This is a genomic window from Methanosarcina sediminis, assembly GCF_052056915.1.
Taxonomy (GTDB): domain Archaea; phylum Halobacteriota; class Methanosarcinia; order Methanosarcinales; family Methanosarcinaceae; genus MTP4.
The window spans coordinates 2,928,987-2,951,803 of record NZ_CP195119.1 but is presented as its reverse complement, the minus strand read 5'-3'; the positions used below and the strand labels follow the sequence as shown (position 1 = coordinate 2,951,803).

Annotated in this window: 17 protein-coding genes and 1 tRNA gene; 9 read left to right on the top strand and 9 right to left on the bottom strand. The window is 45.6% G+C overall.

What is annotated here, in order from left to right; genetic code table 11:
* Positions 1–124: 124 nt before the first annotated feature.
* Positions 125–271: a hypothetical protein gene (locus ACSAZK_RS12815; protein ID WP_440954494.1), complete on the bottom strand. Its 147-nt coding sequence runs from the start codon at positions 269–271 to the stop codon at positions 125–127.
* On the opposite strand from ACSAZK_RS12815, the gene ACSAZK_RS12810 reads away from it, so the two are divergent.
* Entirely contained in the window at positions 218–1,084 is an 867-nt protein-coding gene (locus ACSAZK_RS12810; protein ID WP_440957019.1) for a phosphotransferase, read from the top strand. The genes ACSAZK_RS12815 and ACSAZK_RS12810 overlap by 54 nt on opposite strands.
* Before the next feature lie 104 nt (positions 1,085–1,188).
* Positions 1,189–1,893, top strand: a complete 705-nt coding sequence (locus tag ACSAZK_RS12805; protein ID WP_440954493.1) for a hypothetical protein — start codon at positions 1,189–1,191, stop codon at positions 1,891–1,893.
* A gap of 154 nt (positions 1,894–2,047) precedes the next feature.
* On the opposite strand, the gene ACSAZK_RS12800 is transcribed toward ACSAZK_RS12805, so the two are convergent.
* Entirely contained in the window at positions 2,048–3,412 is a 1,365-nt protein-coding gene (locus ACSAZK_RS12800) for a hypothetical protein (protein ID WP_440954492.1), read from the bottom strand.
* A 423-nt stretch (positions 3,413–3,835) separates the two neighbouring features.
* Between ACSAZK_RS12800 and ACSAZK_RS12795 the strand changes: the two genes are divergently transcribed.
* The 3 genes from ACSAZK_RS12795 to ACSAZK_RS12785 all read left to right on the top strand — a co-directional run bounded on the left by ACSAZK_RS12795 (position 3,836) and on the right by ACSAZK_RS12785 (position 7,255).
* The gene (locus ACSAZK_RS12795; protein ID WP_440954491.1) at positions 3,836–4,309 is read left to right on the top strand and encodes a hypothetical protein; all 474 of its coding nucleotides are present in this window, start codon (positions 3,836–3,838) and stop codon (positions 4,307–4,309) included.
* Positions 4,310–5,193: 884 nt separating this feature from the next.
* Entirely contained in the window at positions 5,194–6,621 is a 1,428-nt protein-coding gene (locus ACSAZK_RS12790) for a hypothetical protein (protein ID WP_440954490.1), read from the top strand.
* A gap of 229 nt (positions 6,622–6,850) precedes the next feature.
* On the top strand, positions 6,851–7,255 hold the full coding sequence (locus ACSAZK_RS12785) for a PaaI family thioesterase (protein WP_440954489.1): 405 nt from the start codon (positions 6,851–6,853) through the stop codon (positions 7,253–7,255).
* Between the two features lie 57 nt (positions 7,256–7,312).
* Here ACSAZK_RS12785 and ACSAZK_RS12780 read toward each other — a convergent pair.
* Positions 7,313–7,384, bottom strand: a tRNA-Gly gene (locus ACSAZK_RS12780).
* A gap of 491 nt (positions 7,385–7,875) precedes the next feature.
* Between ACSAZK_RS12780 and ACSAZK_RS12775 the strand changes: the two genes are divergently transcribed.
* Positions 7,876–9,138 (top strand): diaminopimelate decarboxylase family protein, encoded by a 1,263-nt coding sequence (locus ACSAZK_RS12775; RefSeq protein ID WP_440954488.1) that lies wholly within the window; start codon positions 7,876–7,878, stop codon positions 9,136–9,138.
* Positions 9,139–10,028: 890 nt separating this feature from the next.
* Entirely contained in the window at positions 10,029–15,203 is a 5,175-nt protein-coding gene (locus ACSAZK_RS12770; RefSeq protein WP_440954487.1) for a DUF7507 domain-containing protein, read from the top strand.
* Positions 15,204–15,484: 281 nt separating this feature from the next.
* Here the strand turns inward: ACSAZK_RS12770 and ACSAZK_RS12765 are convergent, their stop codons facing one another.
* Complete coding sequence (locus ACSAZK_RS12765) at positions 15,485–15,640, bottom strand: hypothetical protein (RefSeq protein WP_440954486.1); 156 nt, start codon at positions 15,638–15,640, stop codon at positions 15,485–15,487.
* A 492-nt stretch (positions 15,641–16,132) separates the two neighbouring features.
* Here ACSAZK_RS12765 and ACSAZK_RS12760 point away from each other — a divergent pair, with 492 nt between their 5' ends.
* The gene (locus tag ACSAZK_RS12760) at positions 16,133–16,540 is read left to right on the top strand and encodes a hypothetical protein (RefSeq protein WP_440954485.1); all 408 of its coding nucleotides are present in this window, start codon (positions 16,133–16,135) and stop codon (positions 16,538–16,540) included.
* A gap of 154 nt (positions 16,541–16,694) precedes the next feature.
* Here the strand turns inward: ACSAZK_RS12760 and ACSAZK_RS12755 are convergent, their stop codons facing one another.
* The gene (locus ACSAZK_RS12755; RefSeq protein WP_440954484.1) at positions 16,695–17,243 is read right to left on the bottom strand and encodes a ferredoxin domain-containing protein; all 549 of its coding nucleotides are present in this window, start codon (positions 17,241–17,243) and stop codon (positions 16,695–16,697) included.
* 156 nt (positions 17,244–17,399) lie between these two features.
* Between ACSAZK_RS12755 and ACSAZK_RS12750 the strand changes: the two genes are divergently transcribed.
* Positions 17,400–17,738 carry a winged helix-turn-helix domain-containing protein gene (locus tag ACSAZK_RS12750; RefSeq protein WP_440954483.1) on the top strand — a complete coding sequence of 113 codons (339 nt, stop codon included), beginning with the start codon at positions 17,400–17,402 and terminating at the stop codon, positions 17,736–17,738.
* A gap of 134 nt (positions 17,739–17,872) precedes the next feature.
* Here the strand turns inward: ACSAZK_RS12750 and ACSAZK_RS12745 are convergent, their stop codons facing one another.
* The 4 genes from ACSAZK_RS12745 to ACSAZK_RS12730 all read right to left on the bottom strand — a co-directional run bounded on the left by ACSAZK_RS12745 (position 17,873) and on the right by ACSAZK_RS12730 (position 22,559).
* Positions 17,873–19,150 carry an ATP-binding protein gene (locus tag ACSAZK_RS12745; protein ID WP_440954482.1) on the bottom strand — a complete coding sequence of 426 codons (1,278 nt, stop codon included), beginning with the start codon at positions 19,148–19,150 and terminating at the stop codon, positions 17,873–17,875.
* 835 nt (positions 19,151–19,985) lie between these two features.
* Positions 19,986–21,146, bottom strand: coding sequence for an O-phospho-L-seryl-tRNA:Cys-tRNA synthase (gene pscS / locus ACSAZK_RS12740; protein ID WP_440954481.1), 1,161 nt, complete (start codon positions 21,144–21,146; stop codon positions 19,986–19,988).
* Between the two features lie 419 nt (positions 21,147–21,565).
* Positions 21,566–21,844: a DNA-directed RNA polymerase subunit L gene (locus ACSAZK_RS12735; RefSeq protein WP_048180985.1), complete on the bottom strand. Its 279-nt coding sequence runs from the start codon at positions 21,842–21,844 to the stop codon at positions 21,566–21,568.
* Between the two features lie 73 nt (positions 21,845–21,917).
* A complete protein-coding gene (locus ACSAZK_RS12730; protein ID WP_440954480.1) occupies positions 21,918–22,559 on the bottom strand; it encodes an exosome complex RNA-binding protein Csl4 in 642 nt (213 codons plus the stop codon).
* Positions 22,560–22,817: the final 258 nt, after the last annotated feature.

Below are 22,817 nucleotides of genomic sequence, written 5' to 3'. Positions count from 1 at the left end.
GTAATCGTGGCTGTTGTTGCTTTACTTTTATACACCCTATTTCAAAAGCTGAATTTCCGGCTGAAAATTAAAAAATGCTTGAATCGACCGATAAAAATCAAAAACTTGGTTCTAGATTCCTGCTTTATGGGGGGGTTGTATTTCTCAGGAGTACGTAAGAAAGCTGAAGCAGGGCAATTCCTTCAGGGATTGGCTGGTCAGTGTAGAGGGGCACAGGATACGGAATAAAAACTGTAACATCCGTGAGTTCAGGATCAGGCCTGCGTCCCACAGGGTCTGCAGATATGAGTTTGAGGGAGAAGGCTTCAGTGTTATTGCGAAATTCCTTGCAAAACCAACAGGGAAAATAAAAAAGTATGACACCAAAAAAGCCATGCTGAACGAGTATTACAAACTCAAGAAGCTTGAAAAAATAATAGAGATTCCACACCCGATTGCAACAAACGCCCATTTCGACTGCGTGCTCGTAACCGAGTACATACCGGGAAAACCCTTTTCCTGGTATCTGAAAAGGGAAAAAGACCTGGACAAAAAACTGAAGGATATAGCCCGGCTCCTGCGTAAACTCCACAGGAATACACAGAACCACTACGAAAAAGAAAAGGAATTTGCAAAAATCCGGAGCATCCTGAACCGGATGCCTCTGCGCAGTTCCACCAGGAAACGGTACGAACAAAGGCTTGAAAAATGGAAGAATTGCCCTCTCCTGGATACAAAGCACGGCTGCCTGGTCCACCACGATGCAACCCCTGCAAACTACCTTTTCCATAGGGGCAAACCCTATGCCATAGACCTCGAACTGGCTACAAAACACGGGCATTGTGTCCATGACCTGGGAATCCTCTGCGCCGAAGTTTTCCACCATTTCGCCCGGAAAGGCTCGGCTCGTGCATCCATTCCTCACATCAAACGCTTCCTCCGCAGCTACAGCCGGGACGAAAAAGAATACCGCCGGATAAAAAAGGTCCTCCCCCTCTACATGAGCTACGGCCTTTTGAGGGTCGCCTGGAGAAGTAAGGACCCGAAACACCGGGAATACCTGATAGACAAAGCTGTGGATATGGTAGGAAAATCGAATTATTAACCTGTTCGCAATCCTTCCAAAACGTGAAAGGTCCGCAATCTGGGGAGTTGCTGTAGAACTCTGGCAGATACCTTTATGTAAAAGTTTCTAACAAAAATAATATTGTGGATAAACGGACTGTAGACAGAATTTCGAAGTCTGACAGGACCTTCCTGACCCTCGTCTCATTAATGCTGCTTGGAAAAGCTGTCTGGACATACCTGGGAGTCGACCATTTTATTGTACAAAACTGGGCCGGAACCTGGGAAGCAATAATCCCGGCAGCAGTTTTCGGTTTTATTGCCATGAAACTGGCCGGGAAGACCGGTTTTCCGGACATCATGGACAAAAAGATCTCAAACAAAGAGCGGTTTTTGTATCCTGTCCTCCTGGGCATCGCTTTTGCCATAATAGAGATCCTTGTCGGCCTGGCAATGACCCTGCCCAATATCCATGTGCCGTTTCCATATTCCATCCCCGTATATGTAAGTGGGGGGATCTTCCTTGAAATTCTCTATCACCTTATACCCACAGTATTTCTGGTCTGGTTTATCTCAAATATCCTCCTGAAAGGAAAACGGCAGAATGAGGTTTTTGTAGCTGCTGCCCTCCTTGCAAGTTTGTGGGAACCGGTCATGCAAATAACGGGTATGTACCAGATGGGAATGCTGACAGACATGGTTTTCGGAGCAGGGCTCTTCATCTTCATATTTGCCGGAAACCTGATCCCAATTACCCTTTTCCGGAAATACGGCTTCCTGTCCCCGGTGGTCTGGAGGCTTACTGATTATAGCCTGTGGCATGTGATCTGGCCTATGATCTATTATTGACCGTTTCTATTTTTGGGAGAAACAGTGGACAAAAATGTTAAGAAAAGGCAATTCAGGTTGTTTCTGAATATTCTGAATAATATGAACTGATTGAAAGTGGAAAACTCAATTCATTATCTCTTATTTTTCAGTCCCACCATGCCAGCAATCCGGTTCAATTGCTTTCCAGCCAGCAATTAATCTCTGACCACAACTCGGGAGAATTGTAGTCAAGCGCTATACTGCCGTGCCCCTGGTCATTCCAGATTATGGATGAAACCTTCTTATTTGTTTTCCCAACCTCGTTTTCGTACCACCAGGAGCCATAATTTCCAAAACCGCCCCCGAGTCCGACATAAAGCAGCGGGGAGTCAACTCCGGAAGAATCAATTTCGTATCCGTCCACATTGCCCATTAAACCGGCCATATAAAGGTCCAGATTTATTGGAGCATAAGGAACCGCTCCTCCGGCCAGAGCTGCGCTGAGCACACGGTTTTCATCAACGTAATAGAGCCCGCCAAGGTCCCCGCTCCAGTAGTGGTAATCCGGGGTATAGGGGTATGCACTGAACATGTATGTCTGGCTGGCCATAAGCCTGAAGACCTGCCTGTTCGTAAGCCCTGGCTGAACGGGAGATTCGGCTTCGGGATCTGAGGAAGCCAGGGAGGCAAGCTGCATCATTCTGCCCATATTGTCAGCGTTATACGTTCCATTTTCCATCTTTTCGGAAATGTCCTCAAATTGCAGTGCCTGCGTCTGTATCAACTCCGGAAATGCGGGGTCGTACTTGATGATAATCTCAACAGGCACAACCTTATCAACCCCACCCAGGAACAAATCGTCGTATTCACTTGCCTCGTAAGCGGTAAGAATCAACGCCCCGTGGCTATGCCCTATTGCCGCGACCTCTACCTTTTCTGCAAGCTTATTGTAACTGAAATGATTTTTATTGTTATCGAAATTATTATTGAAATTATTATTCAGGAGAGCTGTGTGGATTCTTGATACTGCGACACCGTAATATGTGTCATTCAGGTATTCATCGACGGTCCAGTTTGCCATGCAACTGAAATCAGTTTCAGTCACCGGGACATTTGTTTCTCTCCGATCCAGGACGTATACACAGTATCCCTCCCGGGCATAGTATATCGCCATTTCAGAATAGAAGCTCTCAGTTAAAGACTGCCCCGGCAGGATTATTAAATTCTGATTTGCCCTGCTTTGCCAGGGGCCTGTCTCCCTGACATAGTTGGTAAGAATTATGCGGTCATATTCCCCGGGTCCAACATTTATCTTAACTCTATATTTTGCCACATCGTCACAAACAATGCCTATTCTATTATCTTCAGTTAAAGTTTGATAGAACTCTAAAACCGCAAATACAGATGGTATGTAGGAAATTCCCAACCCGATAAAAGGGTTAAACCCTGCAAACTGGTTATTTATACAATCTCGGTCCTCAGGCTTTACAGCCGAGACTGGTGCAGAAACTACTAACATAACCAGCAAAGCCACTGTGAGTACTGTTCTAATTTTCATTTTTACACCTTTTTGAGAAAATCCCAATCAGGATTAGAGCTCAAAAATCCACATTTTTTCGAGCCAAACATCCCATTTACCAGCCTTTGAATTTTTTAATCAGAGCAAAAAAAATCGAGCTTAACAATTTCTGCGCATGCCGTTCATTAAATACCAAAGTATATAGAAAAACAATCTTAATAAAGATTTTCATTTCTAACTTAAAATTATATATTAGAGAGAGGTCATTTAAAAAGAAAAATAGATTATTTTCCGGAAGAAACAAAAGGAAATAAAAGCACCAATTATGTTTTATGCCCCGAAAATGCCTCTGAACCTCCCAAACTATCCCGAAACTGTCCTGCGACTGTCCCGTAACTAATTAAAATAATTGGTTACGAATTTTTTAAGTAATATGTAATTAATAATCATTATATAGGGGAGATGACGGTGGTATTTCACAAATTTCAGGTTTTTTTGCTAATGCTAACGACAGGTACATTTTTATTTTTTGCAAAATTATTGCGTAAGGACCTGTTTGAGGCATTGAAGCTCGGGCTTTACCCTGCTACATTCGGTTTTTTCTCCGGGAAAATTAGAGCTTACTTTAACCTGCGGGCTTCCGGAAACAATGCCCTTTTTTCGGCTTATGCCCCGATCAAAGTACTATTCGTTGCAACTCTCACCGAAACGGCTTACTGTCTACTGTGTCACAGACATTCAAAACCCGAAATACCACCAACTTTCCCTCAAGCCGACTTAGTTCCGGTGCGTATGGCAATGAATAAGCCCCGGTTTTTTTATCCAGGTTTTTCGAAAAGTATGGCTGGTGGAGCCCGTACCGGTCAAACGTCACCTGTTGTTCATATTTCTAACATCCGGAGGAAATATGAGACGAACAAGTCTGTTACTAAATGACCTGAAGAGCTTTCAAAACATAAACGGAAACAGGGGAGAAATTATGCAAGCGACAGGATTCAGGGACCCGCTCACACAAAAAGTACTTGTGATGCTCGCGATTCTGGTCATAATTTTTTTGACTTTGTTTGCTAGCACCATGTAATTGAGACAACATGAAAAAAATCACTGGAAAAATCACTGGAAAAATATCGTCAGCTGGCTGCCTGGAAGTTCCGGAAGGGGGGAATATCAGCTGGCAGCCTGAACCATAAGTTAGATTTCACCCGTGAATTCAACTGGAGGATTCAAGAACGAGAAGCCTCCAGGGACATCTTTTTTAATTTATTTTGGCTTGCCGAGCCATGGGGAACCCGGCACATATTTTGGAAAAAGCCAGATATACTTGAGGTGTGGCAGGTATTATGAAAACTGTACGACATGTAAAATTTAACCAGCAGCGGATTTTTAATGTTGAGATAGAGAAATGTGAGGAAATATTGCTTAGTAGAACTCACTGTGTCCCCACTTCACTTTTAAATTTAATGCAATGTAATAGTTAATAATTATGAAAATTTTTTCACAATAAAATGTCCTTCTCCTTTTGCCAATATAGATGTCCTTGAAAGAATTCCGGGAGAAAATGAACTCCAATAGAACGCAAAAGTGGTACCATTTTTACATTTTTACCTGCCGAGAAATATCATTTATAGTCATCTAAATTTGAAATTTATTTATGGCACACAATATAAAAATAATAATATAATTATGTTTAAATACATTCGGAGATAATATAAACAAGCTGATGAGGGGGAGAACGGTTTGTTAAGCTAGACAATGGCCGGATTCATACCCTGATCTGATTTTGACGAAAAACCAAAAAAGGCACATAAGGGGATAACGATTTGAAAAAAAATTGCATAGCAGCTCTAGCGGTAGCTCTGGCTTTATTGCCTGTTATGGCGATGGCACATACAGAGTCAAATCCGTATACGACTGATCTGACAGCAGGACAGAATATGGATGCTGGTGATGTAAAGGTATGGAATGACGGGGACTATCTCTACGTCATGTACGACACCAATGAGGACTGGTGCCTGACCGAAACACACCTGCACGTAGCCACTCCGGGGGAAGAGATACCAAAGACAAGTAAAGGAAATCCCATTCCCGGACAGTTCGAGTATTCCATGGAACACGACTGTGTTGATAATTACATCTACAAAGTGGACCTCTCCGGAGAAGGAGCAAATGTAGGGGACCAGCTGGAAATAGCCACACATGCGGTTGTAATAAAAACCGAAGTTATTACTCCGGCTCCATATTATGCATCCACGGTTATTGATTATAACCAGGGACTTAAAAAGGACGGGACCGCAGTCTTAAGCGTACGTTCCGTTCCGGAACAGGGACTGGTATATGAAACCGGACAGGACGAAAGCAATTTCTTCAGCCTCGGGTTTGGCGGCAACATCACCGTTGAATTCGCATGCCCCATCAGGAACGGTGAAGGCAATGACCTGAAGATCATCGAAGACACCTGGGGTTCCTACCCGATTGAAAAAGCTGCAGTCTATGCGAGTCCGGATGGTGGAGCCTGGACATACCTTGGCGAAGCCGACAACACTCAAAGAGACCCGGACTTTAACATCCACACTATTGCCGAATTCGACCTGGGGGAACTGGAAGAAGCAAAATACATCAAAATCGTTGACACTACCGATCCCGCCGTACATAACAACGCGGCAGACGGGTACGACCTGAACGCCGTACAGTCCCTGCAGGACTGTGTTGAAGTTACGGAAGAGACCGCCTGGGGTGCAGGCACCAGATTCGTAGATAAAGGAAACTGGGGTATGTACTTCCCCTACACGGTGCAGAGCGGCGGCACTGCAGGGGATGGAGAGATTCCTCTGGACGGAGCAGGAGAAGGTGATAACTACAAAGTCGATAGGGATGGAGAAGAGATCACTTATGATGTGGTCAGGGATGACCCCGGATGCACCATCAAATTCGAAGGAGCAACAAACAGCACCGGAGGAGAAGATAATCTTGGGGAAGACGGAGCCGTTGAAACCGACACATTCAAGATCCGTACCGATAAGGACGTAAGTTCGGTCAACGTGACAACAAAGGCAGGGACCGGGGAAGTTACAAACACCCTTCCTGTGGGAGGTCAAGTTACAGATGCAAATGGCTTCACTATAGATCTCAGCAAAACGGATAACGGAGACGGCACCTACACCTACACGTTCACAGTGACCAGTGACGGCGACAGCAATACGGCAGCGTTGAGCCACGTTGAGTTTGACTTCTGCATAACACCTCCCTAATGAAAAGAAGGGCTTAAGAGCCCTTTCTCTCTTTTTTATTAAAAAATGTGTTTTGGCCTTCAGCACAGTAATCAGCAAAATAAATATTTTGGTAATTTTTTATAAGTCCCAGTAAATCTCCGATTTTTTCAAAACCTTAACGATTTTAAAATGCAATTAGAGGAGCATAACTTTAACAGGGAACATGTAAAATTAACAATAATCCACCAACAACTCCCGGAGCTACTACATGGAAGATCTCAAACGTTTTTTTAAAAAAGATAATTTTGCCGCACATTCGGGAATAGAACTGCTGGAAGTCTCCCCAGGATACGCAAAAACCAGGATGGAAATCAAAGAAAAGCATCTCAATGCTTTAAGGGCAGTACAGGGAGGGGCAATATTCACCCTTGCAGACCTTGCTTTTGCCGCAGCCTCAAACGCATACGGGAATGCTGCAGTAGGGATCAATGCAAATATATCCTATGTAAAAGCCGGAACAAAAGGAACTCTCACAGCCGAGGCTAAGGAGACATCGATAAACCCCAAACTCGCCACATATACCGTAAACGTCACCGATGATGAAGGGGACCTTGTGGCAATATTCCAGGGGATGGTCTACAGGAAAAAAGTTCCGCTAGAGCTTTTGGATTAAAGATAAAAAGACATTGTTCTCATTTCAGCAAAAAAGAAGTTTTAAAAAAGCTCAGAATGCGACCGCCGGGATTCGAACCCGGGTTCTAAGCTTGGGAAGCTCAGGTCATAGCCACTAAACCACGGTCGCTCAATGTGTTGGTATTTGCTTTACATGTCGTTTTTTGTTAAAATAGTTTTTGGTACGGGTAAATAGTGGTACATTGCAGCTTTGTTATTATATAGTGGAGTTTAGACCGGAAGAAAGGAAATATATGTTGAAGTTGCGGATCTGTTAAAAGCCGGTAATTGAAGCTGCAAAATTGAAGCGCATTTGAATGGCTGGCAACTGAAAAAGAAAACAGGGCGGTCAGTTTCATATCTCTTTTTCCATGATTTTTATGGAAAAGCCGGTCGTGCAGGCACGACCGGTGAGAGTACGGGGTTCTGAAACTCCCGGTTACCCGGAAAATCAAAGAAAAGTTAATAAGGGAACAAAAATTCAAATGGGTACAGGTCCAATAAGCAAGAAAATTCGATAATAGCAAAAGTCAGGTGGATAGAAAAATCCGACAGGAAAGAAAAGTCCATCAGGACAGAAAAGTCTGTCAGGACAGAAAAATTTGACAAAAGGTTATGATAATGGTTTCAAAGGCCCTGCCGTTCACTAAAGAAGAGATGCAAAAAATTATTGAAAAATACCCGACCCCTTTCCATATTTACGATGAAAAGGCCATACGGGAAAACGCCCGGAAAATGAAGGAAGCTTTCAGGGACGTCCCCGGCTTCAAGGAGTTCTTTGCCGTAAAGGCTCTTCCGAACCCCTATATCCTGAAAATCCTCAAGGAAGAAGGCTTCGGGGCGGACTGCAGTTCCCTGCCCGAGTTGATCCTGGCGGAAAAGGCGGGGATGACAGGGGACGACATCATGTTCAGTTCCAATGACACTCCTGTCGAGGAGTTCGTAAAGGCAAAAGAACTGGGTGGCTACATCAACCTGGATGACATCAGCCACATCCCCTACCTGGAAAAGTATGCCGGGCTTCCGGAGATCGTCTGCTTCAGGTACAACCCCGGCCCCCTCAAGGAAGGAAACGCCATCATCGGAAAACCCGAAGAAGCAAAGTACGGGTTTACCCGGGAACAGCTCTTCGAAGGGTACAGGACCCTCAGGGACAAGGGCGTAAAGCGCTTCGGGATGCACACCATGGTCGCCTCGAACGAGCTTGACCCGAAATACTTCGTGGAAACCGCCCGGATCCTCTTCGAACTCATCGTGGAGATCTCAAAGGAACTTGACATCACTTTCGAGTTCGTGAACCTCGGCGGCGGGATAGGCATCCCCTACAGGCCCGACCAGGAGCCGGTCCCCTTTGACGTCATTGCAAAAGGCGCAAAAGAAGCCTACGACGCCACAATCACTGCTAACGGGCTTGCTCCGCTCAAGGTCTACCTGGAATGCGGAAGGGTCATAACAGGCCCCTACGGCTACCTCATCTCAAAGGTCAGGCACCTCAAGAGCACCTACAAGGACTACGTTGGCATGGACTCCTGCATGGCAAACCTCATGCGCCCGGGAATCTACGGAGCATACCACCACATAAGTGTGCTAGGGAAAGAAAACGGAGCCCCTGCCCACAAATACGACGTAACCGGCTCCCTTTGCGAAAACAACGACAAGTTCGCAATCGACCGGATGCTTCCGGAAATCGAAATCGGCGACATCCTGGCAATCCATGACTCCGGGGCTCACGGGCACGCCATGGGCTTCAACTACAACGGAAAACTCCGCTCAGCCGAACTCCTCCTGAGGGAAGACGGAAGCGTCGTGCAGATCCGGAGAGCCGAGACCATCGAGGACTATTTTGCAACCCTTGATTTCGAGGGGCTGAAGGATTTCAGGTGAAAGCTTAAAAGCCTAAAAGTTTAAAAACGGGCAAAGCTCCTGAAACTTTCCTTTTCTTTTTTACCTTCTCCCTATACATTCTCATTTTACCTTCGCTTTTCAAGATCCATCTGTTGATTCGGAAATCCTTTGCCATATCAAGCCCTGAGCTGCCCCATTGTCAAGGTACTTGATCATCCATTGAAAAAACACATGATACTTGTGAATTGTTTTTTATTATAATTATTGAATATATTTTTGAATTTCAATAAAACATATGATACGCCAGGAGTGAAGTTAACCCACAACACTTAATCAAGACAAAACGAGTGTGTTTCAATCTCTAATAATATAGTGAGAATTATATATAAAACATAGAATTGTAAACTTGTCCCCCGTTAAATTTTCCCTTTTTTCTTTAAGTACTGCCCGATTATAATCTCCAAAAAATAAAAATGACGCCATAATAAATCATAAATTTGTCAATGGTTCGCGCTGCTAAGTTAAAATTCATTGAATAATCAGGGGTTTGGATATTCCTAAAAAAAGTAATCATTAGACATCATACCAGAATATTAAATACTGAATATAAATTCCAAAATTATATTATAGGAATGAACAAAAGGGAATAGCGGCACAGATCAATTATCATATGGGGAAAAACACGGGGGTGGTTCCAACAGGACTACATGAAATGAAGCGATTTATTTTGGATTTTTAATGGTTTTACGGTCACATTTTCACGATTAACTTTGCAAATAATAGTTCACCTTGCAAACACAGGCTAAACAGCGATTATCTCTGATTCCAGATAGATATCAGTCTTTTTCAATACAGTAGAATTTCAACAGCAAATCAGAGACATCAAACAGAAATTTCAATTCCCAGAGACTAAAAGGAGATGTCAATAAATGATTACATCCAGAAAAATAACCTTTTTGTTAGCCATGGTAGCCCTTCTAGCTATGCTCTCCGGGACTGCTTCGGCACAAGAACCATTCCCATGCGATGAAACGGCGTACGTCATCCAGGGCACGGGCGGTAACCCGACGGGAGGGGTCGAACAGTCCTGGCTGACCAAGGTTAACCAGTCAGTCAGCCCGTTTGTATTCACCAAGATCCCCAACCCTGCCCCCATCCCCGGTGTTGATGCGGGCAATTACAGTGGCAGGATCAACAACCTGGGCTTTCGGTTTACAAATCGCCTGCTCTACGGCTGGCGGATTGCGACTACCACTCCTGATGTATCGGCCGGACTCGTCACGATCGACGCAACCGGCACCCTTACCTTTACGCCAATTCCTGGCATGCCGATAAGCCCTGAAGCAGGAAGCGGTGTTTTCAGTTCCAACCTGAATGCCGGGGACATCTCGGCAGACGGCAAATATATGTACCTGACCGACTCCGGAGGGGGCACTTCCACAGGGAATCCGAACCTCTACGTGATCGATCTCGATACTCTTACCCTGGTCGCGACCATTCCCATCACAGGTGCTGGCACAAATACTCGACCGGTCGGCAGGGTAAACGACTTCGCCTACAACAGGTATGACGGGCTGCTCTACGGCGCCGACCAGGACTACGGCGAGCTCGCCATCCTGGACCCCACAACGGGCATCCGGACCGATGTGCCCCTAGCCGGCCTTCCCGCAGCTCTAAATGGGCCATTCCGATACGGTGGCGCCTGGTTCGGTTTTGACGGGACACTCTACCTTTACGAGAACAACCAAATTGGCGGGATCTTTCCGGTGTATGATCCGACAGGTACCCCGACCCTGGGCATCTTCATCGACGGGCCAAATTCTGTCGACGTCGACGCGACGGCCTGCGCGGGGGGGCCAGTGGCACCGGCATTAACCATAGAGAAATCAACGAACGGAGAAGATGCAGACACATCACCGGGACCGTCAATTACGGTTGGAGACACGGTAACGTGGACGTATAACGTAACTAACACAGGAAATGTCGACCTGACGAATGTACTGGTAACAGACGACAGGCTGGGAGTCATATGTACGATTGCTTCTCTTCCGGCAGGAACATACAACAATACATGTACTGAAACAGGAACAGCGGTGGCAGGACAGTATGAGAACATAGGAAAAGCAAACGTAACAGTCAACGGAGTAGAGTATAACGATACGGATCCGAGCCACTACTTCGGAGAAACTGCTGCGGCCGAACCATTCACCTGCGACGGCAAGGCATTCGTCGTCCAGGACCAACTAGCAAATCTCTACAATGTCACCCTGACGGACGGATCAGCCACACTGACCCAAGTTTTTCCCACCGCCACAATAGAATACAATAACATGGGTTACCGTTCAACGGACGGACTCCTGTACGCCGTCCAGCTTCAGGGGACAGGATATGGTGACGGAATTGTCCAGATCATCCGGATCGATGCCAACGGCAACATCGAAGGCCTTGGTCTTCCACCGGGCCTGCCGACGGGCGTACAGACGCGGTTCGATGCAGGGGACATCTCAGCCGACGGCAACACCATGTACATCACATTCGGCGCGAGAAGTGATGATCCGCAGACTACACTCGGATACAACCTGAAACTCTACAAGCTCGATCTGGGAAGCTGGGCAGGGCCGCCAAACCCGCTGCCCGCCGTGACCAACGTCAGCATCACCGGGGACAATGCCTGGGTCAACGACTGGGCCTACAACCCGAATGACGGGCTGCTCTACGGCGGCGACCAGTGGGGAAATGGCTCCGGAACACCTGCTCAACTCTCCGTTCTCAATACCACAACCGGTGATCGAACAGATTATGATTTAGTAGGTACTCCTCTCCCACGTGGCCCCTATGGTGCCGCCTGGTTCGACATTGTCAGAGATACCGTCTTCCTCTATAAGAATACAGGCACAATCTACGAGATCGACGTGAGTGATCTGGGAGGTGCAGGTCCGTCTATCCTCAACTCCTGGACAGCGCCCGCTTCTACCCGTAATGACGGCACTTTCTGTCCTTCAGCTCCACAGTTGACGTTGCAGAAGCAGATCAGTGATGACAACTCGACATGGATAGAATACGACCTTGGGGATGTCCTGGTGGGAAGTGACGTGTATTACAATTACACGGTGACGAATACAGGAACGGTGACGCTGACAGGAATTACACTGGCAGACGACCTGTACCCAACGGAAGTAGCGGCATGCAACATTGCAGACCTGGCACCGGGAGAGTCAGCGTCATGTTACGTAGGACCAATAACAGCGGAAGCAGGGGAACACATTAACACGGCAAATGCGACAGGGACGTATGAAGGAACGGATTACACATCCAATGACGATGATGCAAGGTATTTCGGGATAACCCCAGAATTGACGTTGCAGAAGCAGATCAGTGATGACAACTCGACATGGGTAGGATACGACCTTGGGAATGTACTGGTCGGAAGTGAGGTGTATTACAATTACACGGTGACGAACACAGGAACGGTGACGCTGACAGGAATTACGCTGGCAGATGACCTATACCCAACGGAAGTGGCTGCATGCAATATTGGAGACCTGGCACCGGGAGAGTCCGCGTCATGTTACGTAGGACCTATAGCAGCTGTAGCCGGGCAACACATTAACACGGCAAATGCGACAGGGACGTATGAAGGAACGGATTACACATCCAATGACGATGATGCAAGGTATTTCGGGATAACCCCAGAATTGACGTTGCAGAAGCAGATCAGTGATGACAACTCGACATGGGTAGGATACGACCTTGGGAATGTACTGGTCGGAAGTGAGGTGTATTACAATTACACGGTGACGAACACAGGAACGGTGACGCTGACAGGAATTACGCTGGCAGATGACCTATACCCAACGGAAGTGGCTGCATGCAATATTGGAGACCTGGCACCGGGAGAGTCCGCGTCATGTTACGTAGGACCTATAGCAGCTGTAGCCGGGCAACACATTAACACGGCAAATGCGACAGGGACGTATGAAGGAACGGATTACACATCCAATGACGATGATGCAAGGTATTTCGGAGTAACTCCAGAATTGACATTGCAGAAGCAGATCAGTGATGACAATTCGACATGGATAGAATACGACCTTGGGGATGTCCTGGTGGGAAGTGACGTGTATTACAATTACACGGTGACGAACACAGGAACTGTAACACTGACAGCAATTACGCTGGCAGATGACCTCTACCCAACGGAAGTGGCTGCATGCAATATTGGAGACCTGGCACCGGGAGAGTCGGCATCGTGTTACGTAGGACCTATAACAGCGGAAGCTGGGGAACACATTAACACGGCAAATGCGACAGGGACGTATGAAGGAACGGATTACACATCCAATGACGATGATGCAAGGTATTTCGGGATAACCCCAGAATTGACGTTGCAGAAGCAGATCAGTGATGACAACTCGACATGGGTAGGATACGACCTTGGGAATGTACTGGTCGGAAGTGAGGTGTATTACAATTACACGGTGACGAACACAGGAACGGTGACGCTGACAGGAATTACGCTGGCAGATGACCTATACCCAACGGAAGTGGCTGCATGCAATATTGGAGACCTGGCACCGGGAGAGTCCGCGTCATGTTACATAGGACCTATAGCAGCTGTAGCAGGGGAACACATTAACACGGCTAATGCTACAGGGACGTATGAAGGAACGGATTACACATCCAATGACGATGATGCAAGGTATTTCGGAGTAACTCCAGAATTGACATTGCAGAAGCAGATCAGTGATGACAATTCGACATGGGTAGGATACGACCTTGGGAATGTACTGGTCGGAAGTGAAGTGTATTACAATTACACGGTGACGAACACAGGAACGGTGACGCTGACAGCAATTACGCTGGCAGATGACCTCTACCCAACGGAAGTGGCTGCATGCAATATTGGAGACCTGGCACCGGGAGAGTCCGCGTCATGTTACATAGGACCTATAGCAGCTGTAGCCGGGCAACACATTAACACGGCAAATGCGACAGGGACGTATGAAGGAACGGATTACACATCCAATGACGATGATGCAAGGTATTTCGGAGTAACTCCAGAATTGACATTGCAGAAGCAGATCAGTGATGACAATTCGACATGGATAGAATACGACCTTGGGGATGTCCTGGTGGGAAGTGACGTGTATTACAATTACACGGTGACGAACACAGGAACTGTAACACTGACAGGAATTACGCTGGCAGATGACCTCTACCCAACGGAAGTGGCTGCATGCAATATTGGAGACCTGGCACCGGGAGAGTCGGCATCGTGTTACGTAGGACCTATAACAGCGGAAGCTGGGGAACACATTAACACGGCAAATGCGACAGGAACGTATGAAGGAACGGATTACACATCCAATGACGATGATGCAAGGTATTTCGGAGTAACTCCGGCAATTGACATCGAAAAGTACACCAACGGCGAAGATTCAGACGAACCGCCGGGATCATCATATGTGGTGGGTGCGCCCATCGAATGGACCTATGTGGTCACGAACATAGGGGACGTCAAGCTGGAGAATGTCGTGGTAACTGACGACCAACTGGGTACGATCTGCACGATTGGCTCCCTTGATATCGGGGAGTCCACTACATGCACAGCCACGGGTACTGCAATGGTAGGACAGTACGCAAACAACGGAACTGCAACAGGCGATTACGACGGCATGACAGCCACTGACACAGATCCGAGCCACTATTTTGGTATCGATGCACCGGGAGTCGGAACTCCGGGATACTGGAAGAACCACCCGGAGGCGTGGCCTGTGGATGAAATCGAGATAGGAGGAATAATTTACCCGAGAGATGATGCAATAGATTACATGATGGATCCGGTGAAGAAGGACAAGACCTTCACCATGTTCCCTGCTCTTGTGGCTGCCAAGCTGAATGTGCTGATAGGCAACGAATACGATAAATGTGCAGAGGAAGCAGGCATTGATTTCATTACCGAGGCCGATGCATGGATGGAAGAAAATCCAATAGGCAGTAAGGTAAAAGGAAACAGTAAAGAATGGAAGGAAGGTGAACCGCTCTACGAGTGGCTGGACTGGTACAACAACGGGTATTGCTTCTGGGCACCGGAAAGGTACTGAAGCAGGATAAGAAATTCAGGGTTCAGGCATTGCCTGTGCCCTTTCTTTTTTGTGAAAAGCAGATATTGTCCCTCTTTAAACTGCCTTTTAGTTCATCTATTTCTTGAATAATTGATCCATTTCATCTAAGGAAAAGGTTAATAATCCAGGGTTTTCTTCCGGAAAACAAATATTTCGAGGAACCGAAGGATTTCAGGTAATGACAGTAAGTAATACCTGTCAGAAAACGCTGACAAGGTCCTGAAACTTTCAACTTTCTTTTTTACCTTAAATTTATACCTTCAACTTTCACCATCAATTTTCTTCTTTTTACCTTCAATTTTCTTCTTTTTACCTTTTTTGTGGCTCATCCGCCGATACAGCGTTTTTATGTAGAGAAACCTTTCTTTGCCGCAACGTACCGAGAGCAGAGCTAGATTCCCGGATATAATACTCATCCGGTGGGAGCCAAAAAATTCCTTTTTTATATTTTTGAGATAGAGAATCCACCATGGGATTCAAAAAATCGCATGCAACAGAAGCATTGTGCATCAAGAATCAGGAAACATAAAACTAAGATTGAAATTGTGCTTAATACACACTGATTTTTTGTGCATAAAAAAGGAAAAAATATGAAACTCCCGACCCTGTTAACTATTCTATTTTATCCTCATGCCAGGCCTTTTTATCATCTTCAAGAAGACCGGAAACGATGCCGAAGTCACCTTTCACTTTTTTGACATCTCCGGCTGCAAAATATAAATTTACAGGAAAAGTGAGGAGTTGAGATTGCATCAAAAAAGCGATCAAGAGGCACATTAACAGGACCATTATTTCTGAACATGATTTCAAAAATTATATAATTAGAAAGAATTATTCAAATCCGGAATAACGGTAAAAAATCAAGTACGGTAAAAAATCAAGTGGGAAAAACACAGGGGAAAATGAAAATGGGAACTAAAAGAAATATAACAATTTGCTTCGGAATTTTACTTGTTTTAGCAAGTATGTTTTTGCCTGCTGCAAGTGCATGGAGCAAATATGTAGTAGGCGAAAATCTTGAGAATGTACTGATTGTTGTAGACACGAAGAAAAATAAGTATTCAGTAACTCCATTAGACTCCAACGAAATTGATCTCAATGTCTATGTCAATGATGAGCTTAAAAAAAGTGACGTAGAATATTCAAGTGTAGAGATTCTGGATGATGAATTGATATTGATTTACGATGAATCAATAGTTCTTGAAGGAATTGAACTTGAACCTGGAGACACGGTAGAGTTCACTGTTACCATTGATGGAAAGGAAGTGAAGGATAAAGAATCTAAGGAGACTCCGGGGCAAATTAAAAAAGCTTGAGTGAAAAGACTGAGTAAAAAAGATAGAGTAAAAAAGATAGAGTAAAAAAGATAGAGTAAAAAAGATAGAGTAAAAAAGATAGAGTAAAAAATTTTATAACTTTCAACTTCCTTTCATTATTTTTAACACTTTTTACAGCAATTCAGCCCGGAACTTATCTTGTGGATTTCCGGTCAAAGAAAATGTTCTTTCCTTTCACGCTCAGCGGAAGCCCCATTGCCACATCAGCATCGATCATCTTGAAGTAGCAGGCCGCTGCCCCTGCCGAATACAGCACACGGTTATCGATGCAGAGGTCTTTTGCCTTTGCGGCGGCCGAACCCACGGCAATCCCGAGGTCCAGATACTTGATCATGCACTGGGGCCCGAGAAATTCCTTCTGAACCTTTTCATGCGCGAGCATCTCTTTGCAGGTCGCAAAGCCGCAGGCTCCGCAGTCCAGGTTGCTCACACCCGAGGCCTTCATGCCAATCAGGACAATGGAATCCGAGTCCCTGACGTTCTGAGCGTCCCGGAGCAGGAATTTGAGGCTTTTGATTTTGCTCAGCTCTTCCATCTTGCCTGCGAGTTCGGCCTTTTCTTCAGGGTCAAGGAGACAGGTCACGATGTCGTCTATGCCCTTGCCTTTCGGGGCAGTGCGGGCGGCGGTGAGGATGACTTTTGCAAGGGTATCCAGGGATTCGAGTTCGGGATTTAGCTTCATGGAAAGTAAAAAAACCTTCAGGCTATTTATAAATTAAGCCAGATTGAACCCGGGGAATTAGGGAAAAAAATAAGGAAAAATCCGGAAACTCCATTGAACGGTTCGAATAATTAAAAATGTATTTAATTGTTCTCGCAAATATATTACTGATCAGATATGGATCCGGAAGAAAATGCCAGGAAAAAAGAAGAATGGCTCGAAAGAATGAAGCGTGAAGGAAAATTAACGCGAAACCCCACTGAAGACCACAAATTCGGGTTAAAGACTCTCCAGAATAACACCCGTAGAAACATCCTGATCACCCTTGGGAGCGGCAAGAAGTCTTATGAAGAAATAAAAGAGGAATTCAACCTGAACAGTTCCATGGCCAATTTCCACCTCAGCATGCTCGAAGATGCCCTTTACATCGAAAAGGAAGAAAAGGAAGGGACGGTATACTACTTCCCGACACCAAGGGGAGAAGGGTACCTGGAAAACGTTGAGATGAAGAAGTAAGAATCAAGCTGGAAAGGCCAGCTTTAAAAAATAAAAGCTCAACTTTTAATCTTTTGAATTTTTCCATGTGACCGGAAAACGATGGTTACACGCAAGCAAAACTCTTTTAGCTTTGCTTATCTAGGGTCCATGGTTTAAAATAATTCCAGAAGCCATTTCCAGATTGGTTTCACCACAATAGTTTTGCCCCGGGAAACCTCTTCAAATTCATCATTTTCAGTCAGGATCAGACCGGAATCCAGGTCATAAGCTTCCAGAGCTTCAAGGAGTCCACCGTATTCCCGTTCCCTGTTATCATCCAGAGAAACGCTTACCTGGATGGCTTCCACAGGCTGCTTATTTTCGGTAACAATGAAATCACATTCCTGCTTACCCTTATGAAAATAGACCTCCCGGTTTCTCCTTTTGAGTTCCAGAAATACCAGGTTTTCCAGCAATTTTCCCCTGTCCCGGGAAAACTTGAAGGATACGAGGTTTATGAAAGCCGAATCGATTACGTATACTTTTTTGGGAGAATATATCTGCTTTTTCAGGGAATAATCATACCTGGGTATCGTGAAGACCATGTAGGAGTTTTCCAGATAGCCAACGTAGTTTTTGACCGTGTTCGCACTGCCAAGGCCCAGAAGTTTTTGGAGTTTACTGTAGTTGATCTCGGAAGTATAGTTGGAGAAAAGGTAAAGAGCAAGTTCCCTGAAAGCCTTTTCTTCACCGAGCCCGTAGCGGACCAGAATGTCCCTGTACAGGATGTTGTCATAAAGGGTCTTCAGGAGTTCGGAATTTTCAAAACGAAGGTACTCAGGGATGCCTCCTTTTTCCAGGTATTCATTGAAAGCACCCCTTATCAAACCCCTCTCTTCGGTTAATGGCTTTTCAGGCACAGGAATATTTTTGAATTTCAGGAATTCCCCGAATGAAAAGGGAAAAAGTTCCACTCCGACGTAACGCCCGGTCAATTTGCTCCCGAGCTCCCGGCTTAACAGGGAGGAATTGGAACCCGTAATAACAAACTTGAAGCCTTTATCATACATCCTTCTGACAAAGTGTTCCCAGCCCTCAATATTCTGGATTTCATCAAAGAAAAAAATCCGGTGTTTCCCGAAAAGTTCGATAAATGTCTCATAAAGAAGATTAAAGTCCCCTGCGCTGAAACCTATAAGGCGCTCATCCTCAAAATTAAGGTAGTAGACCTGTTCATCCCTAAAAAAATTATTACGGATCTCCTTTAGAAGAGTACTCTTTCCGGAACGCCTCATACCAGAGATAACCAGAACATGAGGGAGTTTTAAAAGTCCCGAAACCTTTTCAAGGACGTCCCTTTCTACAAGCCTTTCCACAAGTCCTTCAGGTCCCGGGGATTCAAAATCCACCTTTTGCTCACGTATAAGTTCTCTCAATATCCTTGCGTCCATAGAATTCACCCTCTGCCGGCGTTAGTACTTCATTCCGAAGAGATTTTCAAAATGTATCTCATCAAGAATGAGGGTTAGATTGACAATACCCTCATTCTGAATGAAGGTAAAACTAATAAAGTTCTCAATCTAAATGAATATATAGGTAATAAAAATTTCATTCTAAATGAGTACATAAGGAATAAAGATATCATTATTAATGAGTATTTTTGCGACAAAGACCTCATTCCAAATGAAACGTTCTTCGAATTCAGGTATTTTCAAAATCAAAATCTTATAGAAAAACCGATAGTCCTTTGTTATTCAGTTGATGTTATTAAATCGAATAAAGGCAAAGGCTGGCTCTAAATTCTGGACTAAGACCCCGTACAACCGGAATAACCGTATTTTGTCTTTCTTGTCCACGGGCGACGAAGGAGCCCGGCCTTTACAAAATAAAAGTTGGACAGGACAAAAAGAAGAAAAAAACAAAACCAAGAATTTTAAACTCAACTAAAAGAACATTAATTTTTATTTTTTTTATTTTTGTTGCTTTTTTGTAAGGGCCGCCAGGCAAGCTGGCGAAGGCTTTTGAATCTCTTCGCGGGAAAAATACGTTTTCCGGGGTCAGATGGGACAGGTCAAATTAAAGTTTTCCCAGACTAGCCAGTTCCTGGACTAAAGAGAAACAATATCAATCGAAGAGTAAGGGAGCACTGAAAAACCATAAACCGGAAAAATAAGAAAAGAAAGAAACAGAGAATTCATGTTACCCGGGATTCAGCACATGGTCATAGCTGTTCCCGGGATTCAAAAATTAATCGTCCAAATACAAATTGACCACTAGAAAACAGGCTCAAACGTCCTCGTATTTCTTGAGGATCTCCTCAAAGGAATCAACAACAACACCGAGCTTTTCCCTGCCAACCCCGAAAGTGCTGAGCTTGAAGTACCTGGTGAGCCCGGACTTGATGCCGTGGATTTTCCGGCTCTTGAGTTCCTTGTAGAGGAAGTACCTGCCCTTTTTGACTTTCTGGGAGATCTCATAGAAACCGGGCGCTTCGAAGAACATAAGGTCGTGGGAATGGGGGTTTTGCCCGCGCTGGATAAAGCCCATGTCCTGAAGCTTTGATGAGAACCAGCGGGCGTCTTCGACTTCCTGGTCCCAGTTCCGAACACGCTTTACGACTTCGGGGAAAGAAGCGATCATGGTCATGATGGTGGCTCCCCGGGCAGTGCAGCCGAGGAGTTCGATTTCCTTGGCCTTGTTATGCACGGATCTCCTGAAGACGGTGGGAGCATACTCTCCGCTTACGCCGAGGACCCCTACCGGTCCAGAAGCTGCCATGGACTTGTGCCCGCTGCCCACAACGAAATCCGCCCCGATTTCTTTTCCGTTTACAGGCATCCTGCCCACGGCATAAGCCCCATTCAGGAGCAGGGGGACATCGTACTCATGACAGATGGATGCGATCTTTTTGGCATCAGGCACGTTTCCGTAACTCCCGTCCGGATAGGTTATAAGGGCAAGGGCGGGGGGTTTTCCGCTTTCCCTGATGACCTCTTCGATTGCTGTCCCGTAACCTTCGGGGTCAAGCTTGTATTCAGGGCTCCCAGAGTGGGGAACGGCTTTGATGTTCAGACCGGTCCGCTCGGCTGCAACATAGGAAGAGTAGTGGGCAAGCCCGTCAAGGACAAGCCAGTCCCCGGGTTTTCCCATAGAATGCATGACTGCAAACTTGGACTCCCTGGCTCCATTCGTAACCCTGGCTTCGTCACAGCCCAGGAATTCAGGGAGTGCACCGTGCACAAATTCCTGGATGGGAGGCTTTTTAACAAGGTCAAGGACCCCGGCGCAGTAGTCGCAGACCGAATACCCGTCCCCCCATTCCATGAGAGCCTGTTTGGCAGCTTCGGTTAGTAGCCCCCCGGTCTGAAGAGGGTCAATGTTAATGCTGCCCAGAGTTTCTCTTTTGATAAAACCGAATTTCTGAAGATATGAGTCGTCAAGTGTCATTTTCCCAATACCTCGAAACAAACTGATAATTGGTTGTACCTGCTGTACGCTGCTGATTTACCTAGTGATACACAGGGCACTCATAAAAACGTATTGCAAAAAAAGTATTGAAAAAGCCCCAAAGCAGGTTGGAAAAAGCTCGACGGACAAAAACGGGCTAACTAACAGGAAAAAATAGTCAAAAGAAAGGTTATCAAGGAAGAAAAAACTAGACCGAAGAAAAGAAAACGGAATAAAAGAAACGTGGTCAAAGAAACGTGGTCAAAGAAACGTGGTCAAAGAAACGTGGTCAAAGAAACGTGGTCAAAGAAACGTGGTCAAAGAAACGTGGTCAAAGGAAAAGTAGCCGGAAAAAAAGATAGTCAGGAAAAAATCAGGGGCAAGGCTAATAAGCCAAAAGCCCCGGCTTTTCAAGCCTTTCAAGCGTTTACGGCCTTGCTGAAGACTTCGGTAAACTCTTCACACTCCGAGACCAGAGTTGAGGCTGCATCCCTTAAAACCTGGATCGGGTCCGTACCGTCGGTCTTAATGAAGAGAATGGGGTCGCTGATGCTCACGTGCTTCATGTCGTAATAGACGATCTCAACCCTTTCATCCGCAACAAGGTTTGCTCTAAGCATATTGAGGAGGGTGTGAGTCTCACCTTTAAATTCGACTTCCAGCTCTTTATCTGTTTTGGAAAGAATGTTCAGTTCCATAGGTGATCACCTGTAAATGGTGAATAAATCATACGAATTTTCCCTAAATACGGTTCGGAAGAGAAAAGAAAACTTATTTAATTCCCTTCCCGTAGTCAACCGCAAGTTTACGGGTTTCAGTTCTATCGCAGACCGGGCATTTAAGCTTTTTCCTGTCTTTGTCTAGTACGAGTTCCCCTTTGCAGTTTGAGCAGTAGGCTTTCATGACACCCAGGGAGTTCTCGGCTGTTGTGAGGCGAAGCCTATCGAGGTCAATTACCCTGGCCCGAACGATATCCAGGGGCCTGAACTCGTTAGCAAGCCTCTTGACATAGGAGTCACGCACATTAGAAACATGGATATCTCCAAGTCTTGTCGCATTAACAATTTTCCTGTCGGCTTTGCCTTCGATCCCTGCAAACTCAACCATTGCCCCGGATTCCCGGACATCCGTAATCTTCCCGAAAATGATGTCCCCTACCTTCATTATGTTAGGGGTGTTTGTGGAAGGCCGGACAGTGACAATCCGGGATTTTCTGTCAATGTATACGTACCCGGTAGCGCTGGAATAGATGTCACCCGTAATTACGGTTGTACCTTCTCCTGCCCTGAATTCCTCGGTAGTCCCGACAAGTTCCCCGGGTAAGACAAAAGCCCCCTTTTCAAGATCCTCTTCCCTTACTTTGGGTTCTTCCGGAAACCTTGGAGAAGGCCTCGTATCCCTCTTTCCTCTCATATCCTTCTGTCCTCTCGAATCTTTTGAGTAGGGGAACCTTCTTTTTTTGCCCTGCTCCTTATTTTCTGTGGCTTTTGGCCCCGCTTTCTCGGCAACTGGCTTTCCGGTTTGAGGACCGGTTAATTTTTTTCGTGTAGTTTTATTTTTTCGGATTCTAATCATAATCCCTCATTCGAATGATAGTAAATAGTAACTTTCCCGGTATGATATTTCTCTCCTGAAGGAGAGTTTAAAGGGAAATTCAGCGATGCCTGAAAT

What these genes read in the sequence shown, in the direction of transcription:
- ACSAZK_RS12800 (WP_440954492.1), bottom strand. Translation starts at nt 3,412, where the DNA reads ATGAAAATTAGAACAGTACTCACAGTGGCTTTGCTGGTTATGTTAGTA.
- ACSAZK_RS12795 (WP_440954491.1), top strand. Translation starts at nt 3,836, where the DNA reads ATGACGGTGGTATTTCACAAATTTCAGGTTTTTTTGCTAATGCTAACG.
- ACSAZK_RS12785 (WP_440954489.1), top strand. Translation starts at nt 6,851, where the DNA reads ATGGAAGATCTCAAACGTTTTTTTAAAAAAGATAATTTTGCCGCACAT.
- ACSAZK_RS12775 (WP_440954488.1), top strand. Translation starts at nt 7,876, where the DNA reads ATGGTTTCAAAGGCCCTGCCGTTCACTAAAGAAGAGATGCAAAAAATT.
- ACSAZK_RS12770 (WP_440954487.1), top strand. Translation starts at nt 10,029, where the DNA reads ATGATTACATCCAGAAAAATAACCTTTTTGTTAGCCATGGTAGCCCTT.
- ACSAZK_RS12765 (WP_440954486.1), bottom strand. Translation starts at nt 15,640, where the DNA reads ATGAGTATTATATCCGGGAATCTAGCTCTGCTCTCGGTACGTTGCGGC.
- ACSAZK_RS12760 (WP_440954485.1), top strand. Translation starts at nt 16,133, where the DNA reads ATGGGAACTAAAAGAAATATAACAATTTGCTTCGGAATTTTACTTGTT.
- ACSAZK_RS12755 (WP_440954484.1), bottom strand. Translation starts at nt 17,243, where the DNA reads ATGAAGCTAAATCCCGAACTCGAATCCCTGGATACCCTTGCAAAAGTC.
- ACSAZK_RS12750 (WP_440954483.1), top strand. Translation starts at nt 17,400, where the DNA reads ATGGATCCGGAAGAAAATGCCAGGAAAAAAGAAGAATGGCTCGAAAGA.
- ACSAZK_RS12745 (WP_440954482.1), bottom strand. Translation starts at nt 19,150, where the DNA reads ATGGACGCAAGGATATTGAGAGAACTTATACGTGAGCAAAAGGTGGAT.
- pscS (WP_440954481.1), bottom strand. Translation starts at nt 21,146, where the DNA reads ATGACACTTGACGACTCATATCTTCAGAAATTCGGTTTTATCAAAAGA.
- ACSAZK_RS12735 (WP_048180985.1), bottom strand. Translation starts at nt 21,844, where the DNA reads ATGGAACTGAACATTCTTTCCAAAACAGATAAAGAGCTGGAAGTCGAA.
- ACSAZK_RS12730 (WP_440954480.1), bottom strand. Translation starts at nt 22,559, where the DNA reads ATGAGAGGAAAGAGGGATACGAGGCCTTCTCCAAGGTTTCCGGAAGAA.